Origin of the sequence: Streptomyces sp. NPDC002680 (assembly GCF_042889145.1) — a bacterium.
In the GTDB taxonomy this organism is placed as follows: Bacteria; Actinomycetota; Actinomycetes; order Streptomycetales; family Streptomycetaceae; genus Streptomyces; species Streptomyces adonidis.
Window position 1 is genome coordinate 177,227 of the sequence record NZ_JBIAQP010000019.1, and the last position, 19,409, is coordinate 196,635.

The 19,409-nt window shown below is 70.5% G+C and carries 16 protein-coding genes and 2 pseudogenes; 6 read left to right on the top strand and 12 right to left on the bottom strand.

The features are described from left to right. The first annotated feature begins 134 nt into the window (after positions 1–134). Positions 135–2,960, top strand: coding sequence for an AAA family ATPase (locus ACFYXF_RS39705; RefSeq protein ID WP_389356886.1), 2,826 nt, complete (start codon positions 135–137; stop codon positions 2,958–2,960). Positions 2,961–3,218: 258 nt separating this feature from the next. Continuing rightward, positions 3,219–4,010, top strand: a complete 792-nt coding sequence (locus tag ACFYXF_RS39710) for a S1 family serine peptidase (protein ID WP_389356888.1) — start codon at positions 3,219–3,221, stop codon at positions 4,008–4,010. 117 nt (positions 4,011–4,127) lie between these two features. On the opposite strand, the gene ACFYXF_RS39715 is transcribed toward ACFYXF_RS39710, so the two are convergent. Further along, complete coding sequence (locus ACFYXF_RS39715) at positions 4,128–5,279, bottom strand: winged helix DNA-binding domain-containing protein (protein WP_389356890.1); 1,152 nt, start codon at positions 5,277–5,279, stop codon at positions 4,128–4,130. Positions 5,280–5,457: 178 nt separating this feature from the next. Here ACFYXF_RS39715 and ACFYXF_RS39720 point away from each other — a divergent pair, with 178 nt between their 5' ends. Beyond that, positions 5,458–6,621: a magnesium and cobalt transport protein CorA gene (locus ACFYXF_RS39720; RefSeq protein ID WP_389356892.1), complete on the top strand. Its 1,164-nt coding sequence runs from the start codon at positions 5,458–5,460 to the stop codon at positions 6,619–6,621. A 100-nt stretch (positions 6,622–6,721) separates the two neighbouring features. Here ACFYXF_RS39720 and ACFYXF_RS39725 read toward each other — a convergent pair whose 3' ends face one another. The 5 genes and pseudogenes from ACFYXF_RS39725 to ACFYXF_RS39745 all read right to left on the bottom strand — a co-directional run. Further along, positions 6,722–6,892 (bottom strand): hypothetical protein, encoded by a 171-nt coding sequence (locus ACFYXF_RS39725; RefSeq protein WP_389357034.1) that lies wholly within the window; start codon positions 6,890–6,892, stop codon positions 6,722–6,724. Positions 6,893–6,920: 28 nt separating this feature from the next. After that, a pseudogene (locus ACFYXF_RS39730) lies at positions 6,921–7,091 on the bottom strand (carotenoid oxygenase family protein); the annotation flags it as partial. Positions 7,092–7,232: 141 nt separating this feature from the next. Continuing rightward, a complete protein-coding gene (locus ACFYXF_RS39735) occupies positions 7,233–8,315 on the bottom strand; it encodes a maleylacetate reductase (protein WP_389356894.1) in 1,083 nt (360 codons plus the stop codon). Beyond that, positions 8,308–9,231, bottom strand: coding sequence for a dioxygenase (locus ACFYXF_RS39740; protein WP_389357026.1), 924 nt, complete (start codon positions 9,229–9,231; stop codon positions 8,308–8,310). Before ACFYXF_RS39740 ends, ACFYXF_RS39735 begins: the two co-directional genes overlap by 8 nt. Before the next feature lie 180 nt (positions 9,232–9,411). Continuing rightward, positions 9,412–10,461, bottom strand: a pseudogene (locus ACFYXF_RS39745) (FAD-dependent monooxygenase); the annotation flags it as partial. A 150-nt stretch (positions 10,462–10,611) separates the two neighbouring features. Between ACFYXF_RS39745 and ACFYXF_RS39750 the strand changes: the two are divergent. Together ACFYXF_RS39750 and ACFYXF_RS39755 are read left to right on the top strand one after the other, a co-directional pair. Next, a complete protein-coding gene (locus tag ACFYXF_RS39750; protein WP_389356896.1) occupies positions 10,612–11,397 on the top strand; it encodes an IclR family transcriptional regulator in 786 nt (261 codons plus the stop codon). Between the two features lie 238 nt (positions 11,398–11,635). Next, a complete protein-coding gene (locus tag ACFYXF_RS39755; protein ID WP_389356898.1) occupies positions 11,636–12,196 on the top strand; it encodes a hypothetical protein in 561 nt (186 codons plus the stop codon). Positions 12,197–12,203: 7 nt separating this feature from the next. On the opposite strand, the gene ACFYXF_RS39760 is transcribed toward ACFYXF_RS39755, so the two are convergent. From ACFYXF_RS39760 to ACFYXF_RS39775, 4 genes are all read right to left on the bottom strand, one after another. Beyond that, on the bottom strand, positions 12,204–13,040 hold the full coding sequence (locus ACFYXF_RS39760; RefSeq protein WP_389356900.1) for a carbohydrate ABC transporter permease: 837 nt from the start codon (positions 13,038–13,040) through the stop codon (positions 12,204–12,206). Beyond that, positions 13,037–13,882 carry a carbohydrate ABC transporter permease gene (locus ACFYXF_RS39765; RefSeq protein WP_389357028.1) on the bottom strand — a complete coding sequence of 282 codons (846 nt, stop codon included), beginning with the start codon at positions 13,880–13,882 and terminating at the stop codon, positions 13,037–13,039. Before ACFYXF_RS39765 ends, ACFYXF_RS39760 begins: the two co-directional genes overlap by 4 nt. 152 nt (positions 13,883–14,034) lie before the next feature. Beyond that, a complete protein-coding gene (locus tag ACFYXF_RS39770) occupies positions 14,035–15,342 on the bottom strand; it encodes an ABC transporter substrate-binding protein (protein WP_389356902.1) in 1,308 nt (435 codons plus the stop codon). A gap of 73 nt (positions 15,343–15,415) precedes the next feature. Next, complete coding sequence (locus ACFYXF_RS39775; protein ID WP_389356904.1) at positions 15,416–16,669, bottom strand: aminotransferase class V-fold PLP-dependent enzyme; 1,254 nt, start codon at positions 16,667–16,669, stop codon at positions 15,416–15,418. A 404-nt stretch (positions 16,670–17,073) separates the two neighbouring features. On the opposite strand from ACFYXF_RS39775, the gene ACFYXF_RS39780 reads away from it, so the two are divergent. Next, on the top strand, positions 17,074–17,787 hold the full coding sequence (locus ACFYXF_RS39780; protein WP_389356906.1) for a FadR/GntR family transcriptional regulator: 714 nt from the start codon (positions 17,074–17,076) through the stop codon (positions 17,785–17,787). Between the two features lie 78 nt (positions 17,788–17,865). Here the strand turns inward: ACFYXF_RS39780 and ACFYXF_RS39785 are convergent, their stop codons facing one another. Both ACFYXF_RS39785 and ACFYXF_RS39790 read right to left on the bottom strand, forming a co-directional pair. Then, the gene (locus ACFYXF_RS39785) at positions 17,866–18,345 is read right to left on the bottom strand and encodes a potassium channel family protein (protein WP_389356908.1); all 480 of its coding nucleotides are present in this window, start codon (positions 18,343–18,345) and stop codon (positions 17,866–17,868) included. A 121-nt stretch (positions 18,346–18,466) separates the two neighbouring features. Then, entirely contained in the window at positions 18,467–19,312 is an 846-nt protein-coding gene (locus ACFYXF_RS39790; protein ID WP_389356910.1) for a helix-turn-helix transcriptional regulator, read from the bottom strand. Between the last annotated feature and the right edge of the window lie 97 nt (positions 19,313–19,409).

Genomic DNA, 19,409 nt, shown 5'->3' on the forward strand with positions numbered 1-19,409 from the left:
GGCGTATTCATTCACAAGTGACTTGAATTTCCCCATGCCGCTACCGTCCTGTTATTCGGCTCACCACACCGCCGGTCCGAAATTCAAAGATCTGTTGCCTAATATTGGGGCCCACACGACACAGGAGGGGAGCGGTGACCGTGCGACGGGACTTCCAGGAGTCTGGCCGATGCCGCTCTGACCTGCTCATAGGCCGGGACGAGGCACTCATCGCGGCCCGCGAGCAGCTTGCGCGGGGCGGCAGCGTACTGCTGCACGGACCCGCCGGAATAGGAAAGTCCACCGTCCTGCGGACATTGGCCGCGGAATACGGCGAATCGGCACGAACCGTGTTGCGCTGCTCCGCCACCGAGTCCGAATCGCATCTCCCCTTCCTCGCACTCGCCGACCTTCTCGGCCTCGCGCTCGACGAGGTGTCCGCCCAACTGCCCGTCGCCCAGCGTGTCGCCCTGGAGGCGGCGCTCACCGGCCGCGGCGAGTCCACGCTCCAGCGCGACGGCCTCGCGCTGCGACTGGCCGTGCTGTCCGCACTGCGCGCGCTGGCCGCCAAGGGCCCCGTGCTCGTCGTCGCCGACGACCTCCAGTGGCTGGACACCGCCAGCACCGAACTGCTCGGCTTCGCCGCCCGCCGGCTGGCCGACGCCCCCGTCCGAATGGTGTTCGCCGGTCGGTCGGACGGCCAGGAGTACGACCGCTATCTACGCGCGTCCACGCCCGACACCCTCGCGGTCCGGGTCAACCCCCTGACCCACTCCCAGGTGGCCGCGCTCCTCGACCACCGGGGCTACGGCGGCCTCCCGCGCTCGACCGTGCGGGAGATCCACCGCACCAGCGCCGGCAACCCGCTGTACGCCCTCGAACTGGGCCGGGCCCTGGCCGAGAGCCCCACTCCCCCGCGCCCGGGCGAGCCCCTGCCGGTGCCGACCTCGCTGCGCGCGCTGGTCCTCAGCCGCCTGGAGATGCTCTCGGACGACGCCCGCCGCACCCTCCTGGTGGTGAGCGCCGGCGCCCGTCCCACCCTGGCCCTGCTGCACGAGGCGGGCCGGAAGAACGCCGAGGCGGAGACCGCCCAGGCCGCCGCGCTCGGGCTGCTGGCCACCGAGCCCGAGGGTCCGGCCGTACGGTTCGCGCATCCCCTCGTCTCGGCCGCGCTGTACGCGGAGGCGAGCGCCCAGGAGCGCCGGGCCGCGCACGCCGCGCTGTCCACGGCCGCCTCCGACCCCATCGAGCGGGCCCGGCACCTCGCCCTGGCCACCGAGGGCACGGATCCGGAGGTGGCCGCCCGGCTCGCCGAGGCCGCCGACCTGGCCCGGGACCGCGGGGCGCCGTCGGTGGCGGCCGCGCTCGGGCAGCTCGCCGTGCGGCACACCCCGGCCGACAGCGTGCCGAGCCCGGACGAACACCGGCTGCGGGCCGCCGAGGACGCGATCACCTCCGGTGACCTCGATCTCGCGCGGGACATCGCCCGCCAGGTGCTCGACGGGCCGGCCGTGCCCGACGAGCGGGTGCGGGCCTGGATGATCGTGATCGACACGGCGGGCCACGCCATGACGGAGGTCGACTCCGTCTTCCCGCAGGCGCTGGCCGACGCGGGCGACGACCCCCGGCTGCTCGCCCTGGTCCACTACCAACTGGCCTGGCGGGCGGTGCTCGTGGAGGGCGACTTCGCCGAGTGCCGGAAGGAGGCGGCGCGCGCGGCGGAGCTGGCCGCTCTCGGCGGCGACCGGCACACGGAGCTGATGTCGCTCTCCTTCCAGGCCCAGACCGAGACCCTGATGGGCCACCCGGACGCGCCCGCGACCATCAAACGCGCGCTGAAGGAGCCCCAGGACCCGGAAGTGACGGTCCATCACAACGGCATCGGCTCGACCCGGTTCCGCTGGCTGATCATGAGCGACCAACTGCCCGAGGCACGGGCCACCATCACCACCCTGCTGCGTGAGGTGCGCCGGCGCGGATCGGTCGAGAGCGAGGTCCACTTCCTGCGCGGCCTCGCCGAGACCGAACTGCGCTGCGGGCACTGCGGCCGGGCGCTCGACCTGGCCCGGGAGAGTCTGCGGCTGGCCCGGGACACCGGCATCGGCGAGGTCGCCTCCGCGATGCTCGCCGCGCTGGCCGAGGCGTCCGGCGGGGACGTGGACCGGGCGCTGGCGCTGGCCAGGGAGTCGGTCGAGCAGGCCGAGGAGAACGGCGACCTGATCTATCTGTCCCGGGCCCAAGCGGCCCTGGGATACGCCCGGTTGGTGGCCGGGGACGCGCCTGGCGCGGTCCAGTCGCTGCGCCGGGCGCGGGAGTTGGAGCAGGATCTCGGCGTCGACGACCCGGCGCGCGGGCGCTGGCAGGGCGATCTCGCGGAGGCGCTCGTAGGGGTCGGCGAGATCGACGAGGCGCAGGAGGTCATCGATGTGTCGCGGGCCCACGCACTGCGGCTGGGGCGTGAGAGCGTGCTCGCGGTGCTCGACCGGGCCGAGGCGCTGGTGCGTGCCGCGCGCGGCGAACACGACGCGGCGCTCGCCCAGTTGACGTCCGCGCAGGACCGACTGGCCAAGCTGGGCTATGGACTTGAGGAGGCGCGCGCCGCCCTCGCGCTGGCCGAGCTGCGCACCGGCCCCCCGGGGCCGACGCCTGCCCCGACCTCGTACGACGAGGCCGCACGGCTGTTCAGACGTTCCCGCGCGCTGCCCTGGCTGCGTCGGGTGGACGCGGCCACCGTGCCCAACCCCGCGCCGCAGCCCCTCGTACAGCAGCCGCAGGCCGCCGCCGCGCTCGACGGGCTCGCCGCGATGGAACGTCAGGTCGCGGCGCTCGTGATGGAGGGTGCGACCAACCGCGAGATCGCCGGACGCCTGTTCATCAGCGTCAAGACGGTCGAGGCGACGCTCACCCGGGTGTACCGGAAGCTGGGGATCCGGTCTCGGGTGGACATCGTCAGGCTGGCGGCGGGGCGCCACACCAAGTAAGGCACACATACCAGGTACGGCCGCTCCTGCGCGGGATCCATCCTTGCGCTCTCACCGTACCGCGCTGTCGAGCCCGTACGACCGAGGGTTTTCCCTCCCCCAACTCCCCTAGGGGGTTCCCTCATTGGGGAGGCCCTTATCCGGCTCCTACCTTGTGGATGTGCCGCAACGCCGGGCACACGGGGCAGCACCACCGCCCCGTGCCTCACCCCCACACCCGCGCGTCCCCCCACCGGCAATTCCCCAAGAGGAGAACCCATGTTCGGGCTCGCTCGTGCCAAGAAGGCCGCCGCTGTGCTGACGGCCATCGCCGCAGCCGCTACGACCGCGTTGATCGCCGCCCCCGGCGCCGTCGCCGCTCCCCAGCCCATCGTGGGCGGTACCACGACCACCGCCGCGACGTACCCCTACGTCATGCAGATCACGGACTCCTCGCAGAACCAGTTCTGCGGTGGCACCCTCGTCTCGGCCACCAAGGTCGTGACCGCCGCCCACTGTATGGTCGACGAGACCACGAGCAGCGTGAGAGTCGTCGGCGGCCGCACCTACCGCAACGGCACCAACGGCACCGTCAGCCGGGTCACCAAGATCTGGATCCACCCGAGCTACGTCGACGCCACCGAGGGCGACGACGTGGCCGTGCTGACCCTCGCCACCTCGATGCCGTACACCACGGCGTCGTACGTCACCTCGTCCCAGACGGGCGTGTACGCGGCCGGCACCACCGCCCGCATCATCGGCTGGGGCACCACCTCCTCGAACGGCAGCTCCTCCAACCAGCTGCGCACGGCGACGGTCCCGACCGTCTCCAACGCCAGCTGCACCAGCTCGTACGGCTCCAGCTACATCGCGAGCGACATGGTCTGCGCCGGCTACACAGCCGGTGGCGTCGACACCTGCCAGGGCGACAGCGGCGGCCCGCTGATGATCGGCGGCGTCCTGGCAGGCATCACTTCCTGGGGCGAGGGCTGCGCTGCGGCCGGCTACCCCGGGGTCTACACCCGGCTGACCACCTTCTCCAGCCTGGTGGCGACGCAGGTCGCCTCCTAGCCGGTAGGGGTACAGCCACCACAGTCTCCTGAGCACCCCTCAGGTGAATGCCAGGGGGCGTTGCGGACCGGCCACGAGCGGTCCGCAGCGCCCCCTATCCATGTCTCCGGATCACTCTCATCCTCGTACGACGGTGCCGAACCGGATGTCGTACGCCGTACCCGCGTGCAGCGTCCCGAGCATCCGCTCGCCTTCCTCAACCACCGCCGCCCGTACGCCCTTTGTGAGGCTGCCGAAGGGCTCGACGGTGAGCGTGCCGTCCGCGAGGCGCCACAGGCCCGCGACGAGGCCGTCGACCAGCAGGACGCAGTGCGCCTGATTGCCCGTCCACGTACGGCCCTTGAGGTCGGCGGGGACCAGGCGGGTGCGGTCGGCGTGGGAGAGGAGCAGGTTGTCGAACTCGGGCAGGAAGCGCGGCGGGGCCGGGGTGTCCGGGTCGGGGCGGGGAGCGTCGGGGACGTCGAACAGCTCGGTGCCGTGCTCGTCCCGGAAGGTGAGGAGCTGCGGGCGGAGGCGTTCGAAGGCGTCGCGGAGCCGGGTGAGGCCGGCCCAGGTCTGCATGTCCTTGACGGAGGCGGGGCCGAAGGCGGCGAGGTAGCGGAGCACGGTCGCGTCGATCGTCGATGCCGGGTCGGGGTCGGGTTCGGCCCGGCGGCCGAGCCAGTGTTCGGCGGTGGTGAGGGCGACCTGGCCGCTGTGGCCCCACAGTCCGCGCGGGGTGACCTGGACGAGCGGGAGCCGGCAGCGGGCGGCGACGCTCAGGGACTGCGGATCGGCGTCCGGCCACTCGACGAGAAGCGCCTCGCGCAGCTGCTTCATCGTGCGCGGCTCGGTCTCGACGAGGTCGCGGGCGAGGGCGGTGAGGCGGTCGAGGTCGACGCCAACAAGTCCCTTGCGGAAGTAGGTGAGTTCGCGGTCCCGGGCGGGCTGGACGAGCGGTCGCAGGGTGAGGCAGTCGTCGGCGGTGTGGGTGTGGATGGTCGAGCGCATGGTGACGATCCGGACGGCCTCGCGGTCGGCCATCAGCCGGGAGAGTTCCTCGGGGTCGAAGCCGTCGAGGCGGGCGGCGAGCGCGTAGTACGGGGGCTTCACGTTCTGCGCCTGGAGACCGAGGAGGTGCGTGAGGGCGTCTTTGGCGGACATCGGCGACCTGGCGAGGAGCAGCTGCCGGGCGAGGGTGGCGCGGTTGAGGGCGCGGGGGCCGAGGACGGGAGCCGAGGCGGCCGAGGTGCTCGCCGTGGTGCCGGTTGCCGAGGTCGTCTTCGTCATGTTCCGCACGCTAGCCCTACTTGCGGACAGCTTCGGTCCGCAATCCTTGTCCGAATACGGACCGGACGCTTGCCCGCCCCGGGGGTCCATGTCATTTGACCCGTATATCCTGCTCCGTGATCGACTCAGCCGCACCTGAACGCATGTTCGAGCACCGTCGAGACGGGAGCCAGCCGCGATGTCCGAGCGACGTGCCCGCCAAGCCTCGAAGACCGGACGGAAGCCGGCCTGGCGACGCGCCCTGACGCCACCCTCCGCACCGCCCGCGAAGCCCGCCGTCCCCCGGACCGACGCACCGCCCCCGGCACCGGCCGAACCGGTCGACAGCATCGTGCACGCGGCCCTCTACCGCGACGGCGTACGCGTCTCGACGCCCAGCACCCTCGCGGAGACCTTCCGTGAGCTGCGCGACGAGCCGGCCGGCATGGCGTGGATCGGCCTGGCCCGCCCCACGGAGGCCGAACTCCTCTCCCTGGCCGACGAGTTCGACCTGCATCCGCTCGCCGTCGAGGACGCGATGGAGGCGCATCAGCGCCCGAAGCTGGAGCGGTACGGCGACACGCTCTTCGTCGTCCTGAGCGCCGCCCGCTATCTGGACGCGGTCGAGGAGGTCGACTTCGGCGAGCTGCACGTGTTCGTCGGCGCCGACTTCCTGATCACGGTCCGCCATGGCGCGGCCCCTGACCTGTCGGCCGTACGCCGCCGGATGGAGGAGACCCCGGAGCTGCTGAAGCTGGGCCCGGAGGCGGTGCTGTACGCGATCCTGGACGCGGTGGTCGACGGCTACGCGCCGGTCGTGGAGGGCGTCCAGATCGACATCGACGAGATCGAGACGGAGGTCTTCCGGGGCGACCCGGAGGTCTCCCGGCGTATCTACGAACTCTCCCGCGAGATGGTCGAGTTCCAGCGCGCGACCCGCCCCCTGGTCGGCATGCTGCACAGCCTGATGGCGGGCTTCGCGAAGTACGGCACGGACGAGGAACTCCAGCGCTACCTGAGGGACGTGGCCGACCACGTCACCCACACCAGCGAACGCGTCGACGGCTTCCGCCAGGCCCTGGCGGACATCCTGACGGTCAACGCCACCCTGGTGACCCAGCAACAGAACGCGGAGATGCGGGCGTTGGCGGAGGCGGGGTTCGAGCAGAACGAGGAGATCAAGAAGATCTCCTCGTGGGCGGCGATTTTGTTCGCCCCGACGCTCGTCGGGACGATCTACGGGATGAACTTCGAGAACATGCCGGAGCTGGGCTGGAACCTCGGGTATCCGTTCGCGATCGGCCTGATGGGGGTCGTCTGCGTGAGTCTGTACCTGATTTTCAAGCGGCGGGACTGGCTCTAGGCGGCCGTTCGTCCAGTGCGGGACGGTACACGTCAGGGAACCCTTCGATGGATCGGGGGAGCCGGACGGAACGGGGCAGCCGCGAGTTGGAACCGTACGTTCATCCGGGCCACGAGATGTCGTCGGCGTACAGGGAGATCGCCTTGTCGACCGCATCGGGGTTCTCGCTGTGGAAGTGCGCATCGATGATCTCCTCGCCGGCGAGGCTGGTGAAGTAGCCGTAGCGGTGCTGTTTTCCGGTCAGCCGGTCGTCGAGGCGGGGTATCTCCACCGGCCGGTCCGTCAGGCGCTCGACCTTGGTGGAGCCGCACGCCGAAGAGCATGCCGGAGCCCGCGAACCAGTTGTACGTTCGCGGATCCTCCGGGTCGATCGGGTTGGGATTCGAACCGACCCGCAGGAACCGCCCGTTCGGCTCCTCGGGGATCTTCCCGACCGCCTCCAGGTCACGGGCGGTCACCTCCTGCGCCACCGGAGCGAACGGACCGGACCCGTCCGTCGCCCTCGGCGGAGGGGGTCCCTGACGCGTCCCTCACTCTTCGCCCGCCACCGGCACCGCCCTCGTACGATTCGCCCGATCGCCCCGTGACCGACCGCTCCGCCGGGAATCGGCTCAGCGGAAACCCCGCTCCCCCACCGCCGGCATCCCGTGCAGCGCTTCGGTGAGCAGCGACTCCAGCGCGTCCCGGGTGACCGGCCGGGGGTTGGCGTAGGGAGCCGCGAGGACCTGCTCGATCACCCGTGGCAGGTCCGTCGCCGTCAGGCCGAGGGCGGTGAGCGAGGGCGGGGCGCCGAGGGCCGTGGAGAGCCGGGCCAGGTGTCCCGGCACGTCGAAGGTGTCGGTCGCGCGGCGCAGGATCCGCTCCGCCGCCGGGGCCGCGGGGAGGTTGAAGGCGGCGGTGTACGGCAGCACGACCGTGTGCGTGGCGGCGTGCGGGAGGCCGAAGGTGCCGCCGAGGACATGGCAGAGCTTGTGGTGCAGCGACATCGTCGTGGCGCCCAGGCAGGCGCCGCACAGCCATGCCCCACGCAGCGCCTCGACGCGGGCGTACGGGTCGTCCGCGTGGATGGCGAGGGCCGGCAGGGCCGAGAGCAGGGACCGTACGCCTTCCTCGGCCATGAGGGAGACTATCGGTGAGGCGTCGGGGGCGTAGAGCGCCTCGATCGCGTGGGCGACGGCGTTGAAGCCGCTGGTGGCGGAGACCTCCAGGGGCAGCCCGACGGTCAGCTCGGGGTCGTAGACGACAGTGCGCGGGAGGACGGCCGGGTCGCGGCCGGTCCGCTTGCGGCCCGCTTCCGTGAGGCCCCACACGGGTGTCATCTCCGAGCCCGCGTAGGTCGTGGGGACCGCTATCACCGGAAGGCCGGTCTCCAGGGCGATCGCTTTGCCGAGGCCGATCGTCGATCCGCCGCCGACCGCGAGGCAGCCGTCGGCGCCCGCGTCCTTCGCCGCGGCACGGGCCGCCTCGGCGGTCTCGACGGGCACGTGCTCGCGTGCCCGGTCGAAGACTCCGGCCGAGGCGTGGCCGAGCGACTCGGCCAGCCGGTCGGCCAGTTCACGCCCTCGGGGTGTCGACAGGACCAGTACCCGGCGCAGCCCCAGCCGAGCCACCTCGTCGGGCACCCGTGCGAGGCTGCCCGCGCCGAAGACCACCCGCATGGGCAGCGCCTCGTAGGTGAACGCCGTTTCACCCATGATCGGCCCCAGTCGCGGTGACTGCCTCCGGCGCCAGCACGATGTCGAACCGCGCCCGGCTCCACGTACGACCGTCCAGGTCACGTCCGTCCGGCGCGGGGATGCCCGGGGGCTGCGGCTCGAACCGCTTGACGAGCGACTCCTTGACCCCGAACACCGCGTCGGAGCCGAGGAGTTGGTCGCCCTCGACGAAGATGTGCGTCACCAGAGTGCGCAGCCCGGGCGCGGTGGCCAGGAAGTGCAGATGGGAGGCGCGCATCGGGGAGCGCCCGGTCTTCGCCAGCAGCGCGCCGACCGGTCCGTCGTGCGGGATGGGGTACGGGACGGGGGTGAGTCCCCAGAACGCGAACGTGCCGTCCTCGTCGGTGAACAGGTGGGCGCGCCCGGCCGTCCGGTCGTCGTCGTACTGAACGTCGTAGAAGCCGTCGGCGTCGGCCTCCCACACCTCCAACCGGGCCCCGGAGACCGGGTTTCCGTCGGTGTCGGTCACCGTGCCCTCGACCCAGCAGGGTTCGCCGGGCGCGCCGCCGGCGAGGTCGCCGCCCCGTGGGATCTCGGGTGACTTCTCGACGAAGAAGGGGCCGAACACGGTGGCCTCGGTGGCGTCGGCGTACGCCTCGTTGTTGACGTTGATGGTCTGCATCGAGGCGCCGAGGACGTCGGAGAGCAGGACGAACTCCTGGCGGCGGTCGGTGGTGATGTGCCCGGTCGCGGTGAGGAAGTCGATGGCCTGCTGCCACTCCCCCTCGGTCAGCCGGACCTCGCGGATGAAGGCGTGCACATGGCGCACCAGGGCCTGCGTCAGCTCCCGCAGCCTCGGGTCCGGGGTGTTGTCGAACGAGGCCAGTACGGTGCGGACCAGGTCCGCCTCGACTCGGCGTTGCCGGACGCTGGGGGTGATCGGGGTCTCGGGCATGACGGCCCTACCTTCCTCGGTCGCGGCCACGGTCGCGGTCACGACGTCGTAGCCGTAGATCCAGCCGTTGGCCACCAGCGGGTCGCGGTCGGCCAGTTGTGCGTCGCGGGCCCGCTGTTCGGGCCCGTCGGGCAGATGGTTGACGCGGCCACGGTCGTGGCTGGCCTCCTGGAGCCTGGTCGTACGGTCGATCCGCGCCGACTCGTAACGCTTCAGGGCACGTTCGACGTCGTCCGGGTCCTCGGCCAGACAGGCCGCCAGAACGGCGCCGTCCTCGATGGCCTGTGCCGCGCCCTGGGCGAAGAAGGGGAACATCGGGTGGGCCGCGTCACCGAGCAGGGTGCTCCTCGCGCCGCTCCAGCGGCCCAGCGGCGCCCGGTCGAGGAGCGCCCACCTGCCGGGCGTACCGCTCGCCCTGATCAGGTCGGTCACGCGCGGGTCCCAGCCGTCGAACTCGGCGAGGAACTCCTCCACCGTGGCCGTGGCGCTCCAGGACTCCTCCGTGTCCGCCCCGGCGGGAGCGAAGGCGACGATGTTGACCGCCCGGCCGCCGCTCATCGGGTAGTGCACCAGGTGCCGGCCGGGCCCGATCCACAGGGTCTGCGCACGTCGGCGCGCGAAGTCGGGTGCCTGTTCGGCGGGCACGATCGCGCGGAAGGCGCAGATGCCCGAGTCCTCCGGCGGGGACGGCTCGCTGACCAGGCCGCGCACCACCGAGTGCACCCCGTCGGCGCCGATGACGACATCCGCCTCCACCGTGCTGCCGTCGGCGAAGCGCAGCAGTACGCCGTCCGGCAGCTCCTCGACCGCCGTGCAGCGCGCGCCGAGGCGCAACCACTCGGCCGGCACCGCCGACCTGACGGCGCCGAGCAGGTCCGCCCGGTGGACGACGTAGGTCTGCTCCCCGTACAGCCGTTCGCAGACGCCGCTGAGCCGCTCCGCGGAGAGCACCTCGCCGTTCTCCCAGCGGCGGAACTCCCATCCCCAGTCGAGCGGTACCGCGTCACGCAGGAACCGGTCCATCACGTCGAGCCCGCGCAGCAGCCTGGCCGCGTTGGGGGCGACGACGAGACCGGCGCCCACCTCCGTGAGGGCGGGGGCCTGCTCGTAGACGGTCGCGGTGAGACCGGCGCGGTGGAGGAAGGCGGCTGCGGCGAGGCCGCCGATGCCTCCTCCGACGACGGCGATACGCGGTCCGCCGGCGGCTGGGCCGGGCACGTTCATGGGCATCGGGCGGCTCCTTCGGCTCTGCGGCTGTGACGGTTCCGATGCTCACCGGCGCCCGACGAAGGCTGAAGCGCGATGTTCACCGAGTGAACATCCGGCTGGGAGACCGCCGGCGGCAGCGGGCAGAATCACTGATCGAAGGAGGCGGAAGACATGGCGCGGACGAGCGAGCCCGGGCGCAGTGTGGGCTCACGGTTGTTCGAGGTGCTGTTCGCCTTCCGCCCCGGCCGGTCCCGGCTGACCCTGGCCGAGCTGACCCGCGCGACCGGGCTGCCGCATCCGACCGTACGCAGACTGGTGCTCGAACTCGTCGAGGCCGGGGCGCTCGACCGGGCGCCGGACGGCGGCTTCACCGTCGGTATCCGGATCTGGCAGCTGGGCACACTGGCTCCGCTGAGCGTGCCGCTGCGCAGTGTCGCCCTGCCGTTCATGGACGACCTGCACACGGCCCTGCGCCAGCATGTGCAGCTCGCCGTGCTCGACGGCACGGAAGCGGTCCTCGTGGAGCGGATCTCGGCAGGCAACGCGGTCGACCTGATCTCCCGCGTCGGCGGCAGGCTGCCCCTGCACAGCTCGGGGGTCGGCAAGATCCTGCTGGCGCACGCGGGACCCGACCTGGTGGACCGGGTGATCGAGAAGGGCCTGACGGCACACACTCCGCGCACCCTCACCCAGCCGGCCCAACTGCACCAGGCCCTGGAGGAGTGCCGTCGGACCGGCGTGGCCGTCGTCCGCGAGGAGACCACCCCGGGCGTGGACTCCACCGCCACCCGCGTCATGAACGCCGACGGCGAGGTCGTCGCCGCGCTGTCGGTCGTGGTGGGCAGCGGGTCGGTGGATCTGCGCACACTGCGCCCGGCGGTCGTCGCGGCGGGCCTCGCCGTGTCCCGCGGGCTCGGCTGGCAGCCGTCGGCCGGGGTGCGGCAGGGGGACGGCTGACATCGCGGTGACACGTCCAGGTGGGCCGGGCCGTCCGTGCCTCCCCCGACGGACGCCGTCTCGCACCCCCCGGCGCGCGCCGCAGTGGATGCGCGTGGCCTTCGGCCAATGCACCCGGCCCGTGTGTCCCTCTTCTGGGCGAGGTCGTCGGCGGCTGCCAGGCTGAGGTACTCCGCAGACGCGCCCCGGGGGAACCCGCCCCGGCGGGCACCGGATGCGAGGACCGCCAGGAGGCGCCGTGAAATCCGTGAAGCGGTATTCCCTTGTCGCCGCCGTCTCGGGGACGGCGGCCTTCGCCCTGGTGCTGGCGTCCGCGCCGACGGCGGCCGCGGACTCCCTGCCGTGCACACCCCAGACGCTGGGGGACTGTCCGGCACCGGGGACGTACGCCCCCGGCGGTGACGGGGTCGTCCGCGTGGAGGCCGACTGGAGCCTGCACTGGTCGTGGTCGGTGGTGGAGAAGCCGCCGTCCGGCCAGGTGCCGCAGTACCTCCATGTCTACGTCACCTACCGCAACGACAGCGACCGCGTCCTGTACTTCACCTGCCGGGGCTGGGAGGACCCCAAGCTGTCCAAGGAGTGGTTCCTGCGCGACGGCCGGAAGATCGGGTACGTCGCCGCCGACGCGACCCTGTGCAGCACTCACCCCGAGACCAACTTCACCCTGGGGCCGGGGCGCAGCTTCGTCTCCTGGGCGACGTTCCACAACGTTCCGTGGAAGGGCGACCGGATCTCCGTGGAGTGGGGAAGCCTGGGCAGCAGCAGGTACCTGGATCCCTACTGGCCGCTCAACCCATGAGCGCTCGTCACCCCTTCACCGCGCCGGAGGTGAGTCCCTGGACGATGTAACGGCTGGCGAAGGCGAAGAGCAGCATCGTGGGTGCGATGGTGAGCACCGCCGCCGCCGACATCGAGCCCCAGTCGATGTTGAAGCTGGAGATGAAGCCGTTCAGCGCGGTCGGCACGGTCTTGTTGGCGTCGCTGTTCATCAGGGTGACCGACAGGAACAGCTCGTTCCAGCAGTTGACGAAGTTGAAGATGAACGCCGCGATGATGCCCGGCTGCATCACCGGCAGCAGCACCCGGAAGAGCGCCCCGAGCCGTGAGCAGCCGTCGATCATCGCGGCCTCCTCCAGCGCGTCCGGCACGTTCTCGAAGAACCCGCGGAGCATCACCGTGCAGAAGGGGATGCAGACCGCGACGTAGACGAGGGTCAACCCGAGCCGGTTGTCGACGAGTTGGAGTTCCGTCATCAGCATGTACAGCGGCCCGAGCGCGATGAAGGACGGGATCATCTGGGTGACCAGGGCCGCCATCAGGAGCGCGGTCCTGCTCCGGAACTCGAAGCGCGCAAGGACGTACGCCGACAGGAGGGAGATGACGGTCGCCACCGCGCCGGCGACCGTCGCGATGACCAGGCTGTTGGTGAGGTAGACACCGAACTGTGCCTTGCTGAACAGGCCGGTGTAGTTGGCGAGCGAGAAGTGCTCGGGCCAGTAGGCGATCGAGGGGCTGAAGATCGTCCCGGGGCTCTTGAGCGAGGTGATGGTGATCCAGTACAGCGGGAAGACCGTGACGATCAGCCAGCCCGTCAGGAACGTGACGCGGACGGCGCGTCCGGCGGTGGACTCCTTGTTGATCATGACGTCGTTCCGTTCCGCTCCCGGGTGGCCGTGAGGTAGAAGACCGAGAAGACCATCAGCATGGCGACGACGATCAGCCCGACCGCCGAGGCCTTCCCGTAGTCGCCCTGCTGGGTGATGGAGATCATCCAAGTCGTCACGATGTGCGTCTCGTTGGACGGGCCGCCGCCGGTCATGCCGAAGATGATGTCGGGGAAGTTGAAGATCCAGATGACCCGTAGCAGGACCGTCAGCGCCAGCGTCGCGCGGATGGAGGGGATGGTGATCTGGAAGAGCGTACGGACCTTTCCGGCGCCGTCGAGCGCCGCCGCCTCGTAGATCTCGTCGGGGATCGACTGGAGCGCGGCCAGGATCATGATGGTGAAGAAGGTGACGCCGTACCAGATGTTGGCGATGACGACGGCGGTCATCGCGGTCTTCGGGTCGGCCAGCCACGGGATCGGGGTGTCGATCAAGTGGGCTTTTTCCAGCAGGTCGTTGACGACTCCGAACTCGCTGTTGAACATCCAGCGGAACAGGATGCCGATCAGGAACCCGGAGATCGCCCACGGGAAGAAGATCAACGCCTGGTAGAGCCCCCGGAAGCGGAACTTGCGGCGCAGCCACAGGGCGATGGCGAACCCGATGACGAACTGGGGCACGATCGAACCGACCACCCAGACCGCGGTGTTGCCGAGGACGGTGTAGAAGACCGGGTCGTCCAGGATGCCCTTGAAGTTCTTGAGGCCGACCCAGGAGGTGTCGGTGAGGTCGTTGAGGTTCCAGTTACGGAAGGCCATCTGACCGCCCGCGATCATCGGGTAGTAGACGAAGACCGCGACGAACAGGGCGGCCGGCGCCATGAACGCCGCGATGCTCAGGCCCCGGCGGCCGCTGAAGACCGGCCTGCGCGGGCGCGGGGGCCTGGGCGTCGAGGTCTTCGCGGGTGGCGGTGCGACCTGCCGGGGCCCCGCGTCGGTGGTTGAGGGATTCACTTCCGGCCTTCCTGCCAGCCCTACTGGCTCTTCCACTTCTCGGTCCAGTAGGTGTCCCAGCCGGCCAGGAGCTCCTTGGGCGTCATCTTGCCGAGCAGCACCTTCTGGATCTCGGAGTCGGACTTCTGGATCCACTCGGTCCACCAGGAGGAGTTACGGGGCTGGGTGACCGTGATGTAGGTGTCCGGGTTCTCGGTCATCTTCACGTAGCTCGCCCAGGCACCGGTCTTGTAGAAGGTGTCGTCGGCGGAGCTCTTGAGGATGGGCACCAGGCTGTTCTTCTTGTCGAAGGTGGTGGCCGCGTCGCCCTCGGAGAGGAACTCGACCAGCTTGACCGCCTCCGCCTTGTGCTTGCTGCCGGACGCGATGCCCCAGCCCGCCGTCGCCACCGGCTGAACGGCCTTGCCGCTGGGGCCGGTCAGCAGGGGGGCCGTGGTCCACTGCTTCGTGGTGATCGACTTCGACTCGGCCACCGTGGCGATGACTTCCGGGTCCTGGAGGAGGAAGGCGGTCGAACCGTTGGAGAAGCCCTCGACCATCTCCGGGTAGCCCCAGGCGACGGACGACGGCGGCGACGCCTTCTTGAAGAGCTTGAAGTACGTCTCCAGGGCGGTGAGCGCCTCCGGCGCCGAGAAGATCGTCTTGCCGTCGGTCAGCTTGAAGCCGTTGTCACGGTCGATCTTGTCGGCGACGTACGCCTCGATGACCGCGACGGCGTTGCTGTTGGCGTTCGTCCCGCCGCGGAAGGCGTAGCCGTACCGGCGCTTGTCGGGGTCCTGGATGGCGGTGGCCTGCTTCAGCAGGTCGTCCCAACTCGCGGGCGGGGCGCTGAAACCGGCCTCGGAGACCAGGTCGGTGCGGTAGTAGAGGCTGAGGCCGTAGAAGCCGTACGGGATGTAGTACGTCCGTCCCTTGGCGTCCTTGGCGTACTTGACAGCGTTGTCGGTGAGCGCGTTCCAGCCGCTCCAGCCCTTCAGCTCCTTGCTCATGTCGTAGATCCAGCCGTTGGTCGACCACGGCCCGGCCGTGATGTCCCGGACCTCCATGGTGTCGATGCCGCTGCCGGACTGGAGCATCTGCTGGATCTTCTGGTCCGCCTGCTCGGTGGGCGGGGAGATCAGATCGACCTTGATCTTGGGGTTCTGCTTCTCGAACTGGCCGATGAGGGTCTTCAGTACGGCCGTACGGGCCGGGTTGGTGAGGCTCTCGACCATGTGGAGCGTGACGGTTCCGTCGCTCGTGCCGGAGCCACCGCCGACGGCACAGCCCGACACCGTCAACGCGGTGGCGAGCCCGAGGGCGACCGCTGCTGCCTTTCTGCTGCTCAACACTGTGTTCTCCCAGTTCCGGGGGGTCTGAAATGGATCCGATGGATCTGCTGGATCTGATGAATCCGATGGATCACTGCGATGTGAGGTGTGCGTCGTGCTGGGTGCGGGCCCATGCGCCGAGCACCGGAACGCAGTGCTCGGCGAAGTACTCGAAGTCGGCGGCCGTGTTGTACACGTGCGTCGACAGCCGGAGGTAACCGACGCCTCCGAAGCTGGTGAAAGCGGCCTCGACGCCCAGTTCGGCGGCGACGCGGTCGCGCAGGGCGTCGGCGGCGGCATGGGTGGTGCCGAGACCGTCGGGGAGCCGGACCAGGCGCAGCGCGTTGACCTGCATGCCGACGTCGACGGCGCTGTCGACGCCGGTGAGTTCGGCGAAGGCGTCGCCGACGATCCGTTCCGCGTAGTCGGCGAGCGTCCGCATGTAGGCGCGTGCCGTGTCCCAGCCCCAGGTGTCCTCGACGAAGCCGAGGGCGGCCGGCGCGGCGAGGTAGCTGGTGACGTCGACGGTGCCCTGGGTGTCGAAGCGGGCGGGGTACGGCTCCGGGGCGCCCCACGAGTCGATCAGCGGGTGGAGGTCGTCGCGGAGCGGACCGCGGGCGACCAGGGCCGCCGTACCGCGGGGCGAGCAGCCGAACTTGTGGAGATTGCCGACCCACACGTCGCAGTCCAGCCCGGCCAGCGGATCCTCCGCCAGTCCTGGCACATGCGCGCCGTCCACCAGCAGCGGGATGCCGCGTTCACGCGCCACGCGTCCGATCCGCTCCACCGGCATCCAGCGGGCGGTGGCCGAGGTGATGTGGTCGAGGACGATCAGGCCCGTCGCGTCGGTGATCCCGGCGAGGATCGCCTCGTACGCCCGGTCCTCGTCCGCGTCGAGCGGAACGTGCGCGGTACGGACGGTGCCGCCCCAGCGCCGGGCCAGACGCTGCGCGCCCATGGTGACGGCGCCGTAGCCGTGGTCCGTCACGAGAACCTCGCCGCCCGGCCTCGCCGGTACGTTCGTGTAGACGACGCTCGCGCCGCCGCTGGCGTTCGGCACGAGGGCGAGGTCGTCCACGGCGACCCGCAGGAACGCGGCGACCTCGGCCCGGGTGGCCGCGACCCGGGCCGACAGCCCCGGGAACCACACGCCCGGCGAGCGGTCCATCTCCGCCCGCAGCCGGTTCTGCTCCTGCTGTGCGACGACCGGAACCGCCCCGAACGACCCGTGGTTGACGTGCTTGTGCGCGGGGTCCAGCGACCAGGCCTCGGCCGCCGGTCTTCCGTCGGCGAGCAGGAGGGGGCTCGGCGCGGTGGTGACAGTGCTGACATCCAGCTCGCTCACGTATGACTCACGATCTCCCTGGCCCCACTACGGCAGGCCCACACATCGGACGGCGACGAAAATAGGTCAGATGACTTGCGGCGCATCGTGGCATCGACACCCTCGGACAGGCAAGGGTCCCGGGGGCTCCGACATCAGACGGTCACGCGGAAAGGAGGGGCGATCCAGCGCCGTACAGCACCCTCAGAGCCCAATAAGCACCCTTTCACCTGCAAAGATGCCGACGAGTGGGACTCGGGGACGCAATCCGCGAGGCGGCGCGCGACTTGATGGCCTCGTGACCGACCGATTACGTCCTCGAAATAAGTCATTGGATGACTTGAGGGGAGATGCCGTAACTCATCAGATGACTCTGTAGGCTGCCGAAGGCCGAGCGAAGCGGCCGAGTCCTCAGGAGGGGAAGAATGTCCGCAGTTGACCAGGCGTTCCACGGACTACGGCACATGATCTCCACCGGCCGTCTGGTGGCCGGGCAGCGGATCCCGCCGGAGGGCGAGCTGTGCGAGGAACTGGGCGTCTCCCGGGGCTCCTTGCGCGAGGCCGTGCGGATGCTCGCGGCCCTGCGGGTCATAGAGCCCCGGCACGGCTCGGGCACCTATGTCTCGCAGCTGCGGCCGGAGGACATCGTGGGCAGCCTGTCGCTCACCGTCGACCTGCTGCCGCTCGCCGGACTGCTGGAGATGTACGAGATCCGGCGGATCCTGGAGTCCCACGCGGCGGCGCAGGCGGCGGCCCGGATGACCCCCGAGACGCTGAAGTCGATCTTCGAGCACATCGAGGCGATGGAGGCGACCGAGGACCCCGAGCGGGTCTCCGCCCTCGACCAGAGCTTCCACGCGGAGATCGCCCGCGTCGGCGGCAACCCCACGCTCGGCTCGCTGCTCGGGGTGTTCCGGGCCCGGTCCCGCGCCTATCAGGTGTTCACGCTTCCCGACGGGCCGCACATCAAGCGCGCCAGCGACGAGGACCACCGCGCGATCGCCACGGCACTCGCCAACCGCGATCCGGTCGCCGCCGCGGGCGCGGCCTCGGCCCACGTGGCCCATACGGAGAAATGGCTCACGGCCTTCCTCCAGCAGGAGCCGGCCGCCGACAGCGATCCCAACGCCCAGGAGTAGCTGCCCCGGTCGGCGTTGTCCGGTGGTCGCCGCCTCGGGGAAACGCACGACCGTGGCCGGAGCAGCGCGCGGCGCTGTTCATTCGGGCCGCCCCTCCGGCCGGTCACGGCTGGTGACCAGGTGTTCCAGGCGGTCGAAACGGTCGTGCAGGGCGCGGGCGGTGTCCTCGCACAGTTCGTGGGCGGTGTGCGCGAGGCGATGCCGGCGTTTCTCCTCCCGGCCGACGAACCAGGTGGCCAGGGCCGCGGTGACCATGCCGTACGTGGTGATGCCGACGACCATCACCACGGCGCCGACGATCCGGCCCCACAGGGTCACCGGGTAGAAGTCGCCGTATCCGACGGTCGTCGCCGTCTCGACCGACCACCACAGGGCCTTCGGGTACGACGTCAGGTTGGCGCCCCTGGCCCCCTCCTCGGCGGCCACGACCGCCCACGAGCCGAGGAGCATCACCGCCCCGAGGGCCGCCGTGGCGCCACCCGCCGCCTTCAGATGCAGCGAGCGGCCCTCACGGCCGAGGAGAAACTCGACCGTCCGGGTCCAGAACTGGGGCAGCATGCCCCGGATCCTGCGGGACGGACGGTGGGATGGCCGTGCGGGCACGCGACGGTGCGCGGCATGTCATCCCATCGGCCGGTGCGGGCCGTCGGTACGGGCGGAGACGAAGGCCCGCGCGGGCTCAGGGCAGGGCTGTCTCGGCCTGCTTCGGGCGGGTGGCCATGGCCCTCAGTGTCTCGAAGGCGGCGGCCGTCGGGCTGGCCGGTTCGGCTTGGTAGACGACCAGTTGTTGGTGCGGGGCTCCGTTGACCGTGAAGGCCGCGAATTTGATGTGCAGGTCTCCGACCTGGGGGTGTTTCAGGTGCTTTCCCTCTTGGGATTTTCCTTTCACGTCGTGTCGCTTCCAGAGGTCGGCGAATTCCTCGCTCTGGGCGGAGAGCTGCGTCACGACTTCGGCGATCCGGGGCGATTCGGGGTCGTGGCCGTACGCGGCGCGGATTTCGGCGGTGCAGGAATGCGCGGCCCGCTCCCATTCCTGGTAGAACTCGCGCCCCGCCGGATCGACGAACACCATGCGGGCGAGGTTGTCGAACGCGTCGAACCCGCTGTGGAGGGCCGTGGCCAGGGAGTTGCCCGCCATGATGTCGAGGGCCGGGCCGATGACGAAGGCCGGGGTGTGCTCCCATCCGTCCATCAGCTGCAGCAGCTGCTGGCTGACGGCCGTCTCGCCCCGGTCGTGCGGGCGTTGCGAGGCGGTCAGGCAGAGGCGGTTGAGGTGGTCGGTGGCCTCCGCGTCCAGTTTCAGCGCCTGCGCCACCGCGTCGAGGACCTGCGGGGACGGGCTGTTCTCGCGGCCCTGTTCCAGCCTGATGTAGTAGTCGGAGCTGACTCCGGCGAGCAGCGCGACTTCCTCTCGGCGCAGGCCCGGCACCCGGCGTCGCCCGTGTTCGGGCAGACCCACGTCGTGCGGCTTGAGGGCTTCTCGGCGGGCTCTGAGGAAATCACCCAAGGGTGTCCCGTTGCTCATGGGGCAAGCCTACGGACTTTCGCCCTCGTGGGGACCCGGCGATCCTGGGTGTAACGCACCCACCGTCGGCAGAGCTCCGCCCGCCCTTCTCCGCCTA

What these genes read in the sequence shown, in the direction of transcription:
- ACFYXF_RS39735 (WP_389356894.1), bottom strand. Translation starts at nt 8,315, where the DNA reads ATGGGTGAAACGGCGTTCACCTACGAGGCGCTGCCCATGCGGGTGGTC.
- ACFYXF_RS39715 (WP_389356890.1), bottom strand. Translation starts at nt 5,279, where the DNA reads ATGACGAAGACGACCTCGGCAACCGGCACCACGGCGAGCACCTCGGCC.
- ACFYXF_RS39780 (WP_389356906.1), top strand. Translation starts at nt 17,074, where the DNA reads ATGTCCGCAGTTGACCAGGCGTTCCACGGACTACGGCACATGATCTCC.
- ACFYXF_RS39740 (WP_389357026.1), bottom strand. Translation starts at nt 9,231, where the DNA reads ATGCCCGAGACCCCGATCACCCCCAGCGTCCGGCAACGCCGAGTCGAG.
- ACFYXF_RS39765 (WP_389357028.1), bottom strand. Translation starts at nt 13,882, where the DNA reads ATGGCGCCGGCCGCCCTGTTCGTCGCGGTCTTCGTCTACTACCCGATG.
- ACFYXF_RS39750 (WP_389356896.1), top strand. Translation starts at nt 10,612, where the DNA reads ATGGCGCGGACGAGCGAGCCCGGGCGCAGTGTGGGCTCACGGTTGTTC.
- ACFYXF_RS39710 (WP_389356888.1), top strand. Translation starts at nt 3,219, where the DNA reads ATGTTCGGGCTCGCTCGTGCCAAGAAGGCCGCCGCTGTGCTGACGGCC.
- ACFYXF_RS39720 (WP_389356892.1), top strand. Translation starts at nt 5,458, where the DNA reads ATGTCCGAGCGACGTGCCCGCCAAGCCTCGAAGACCGGACGGAAGCCG.
- ACFYXF_RS39760 (WP_389356900.1), bottom strand. Translation starts at nt 13,040, where the DNA reads ATGATCAACAAGGAGTCCACCGCCGGACGCGCCGTCCGCGTCACGTTC.
- ACFYXF_RS39790 (WP_389356910.1), bottom strand. Translation starts at nt 19,312, where the DNA reads ATGAGCAACGGGACACCCTTGGGTGATTTCCTCAGAGCCCGCCGAGAA.
- ACFYXF_RS39785 (WP_389356908.1), bottom strand. Translation starts at nt 18,345, where the DNA reads ATGCTGCCCCAGTTCTGGACCCGGACGGTCGAGTTTCTCCTCGGCCGT.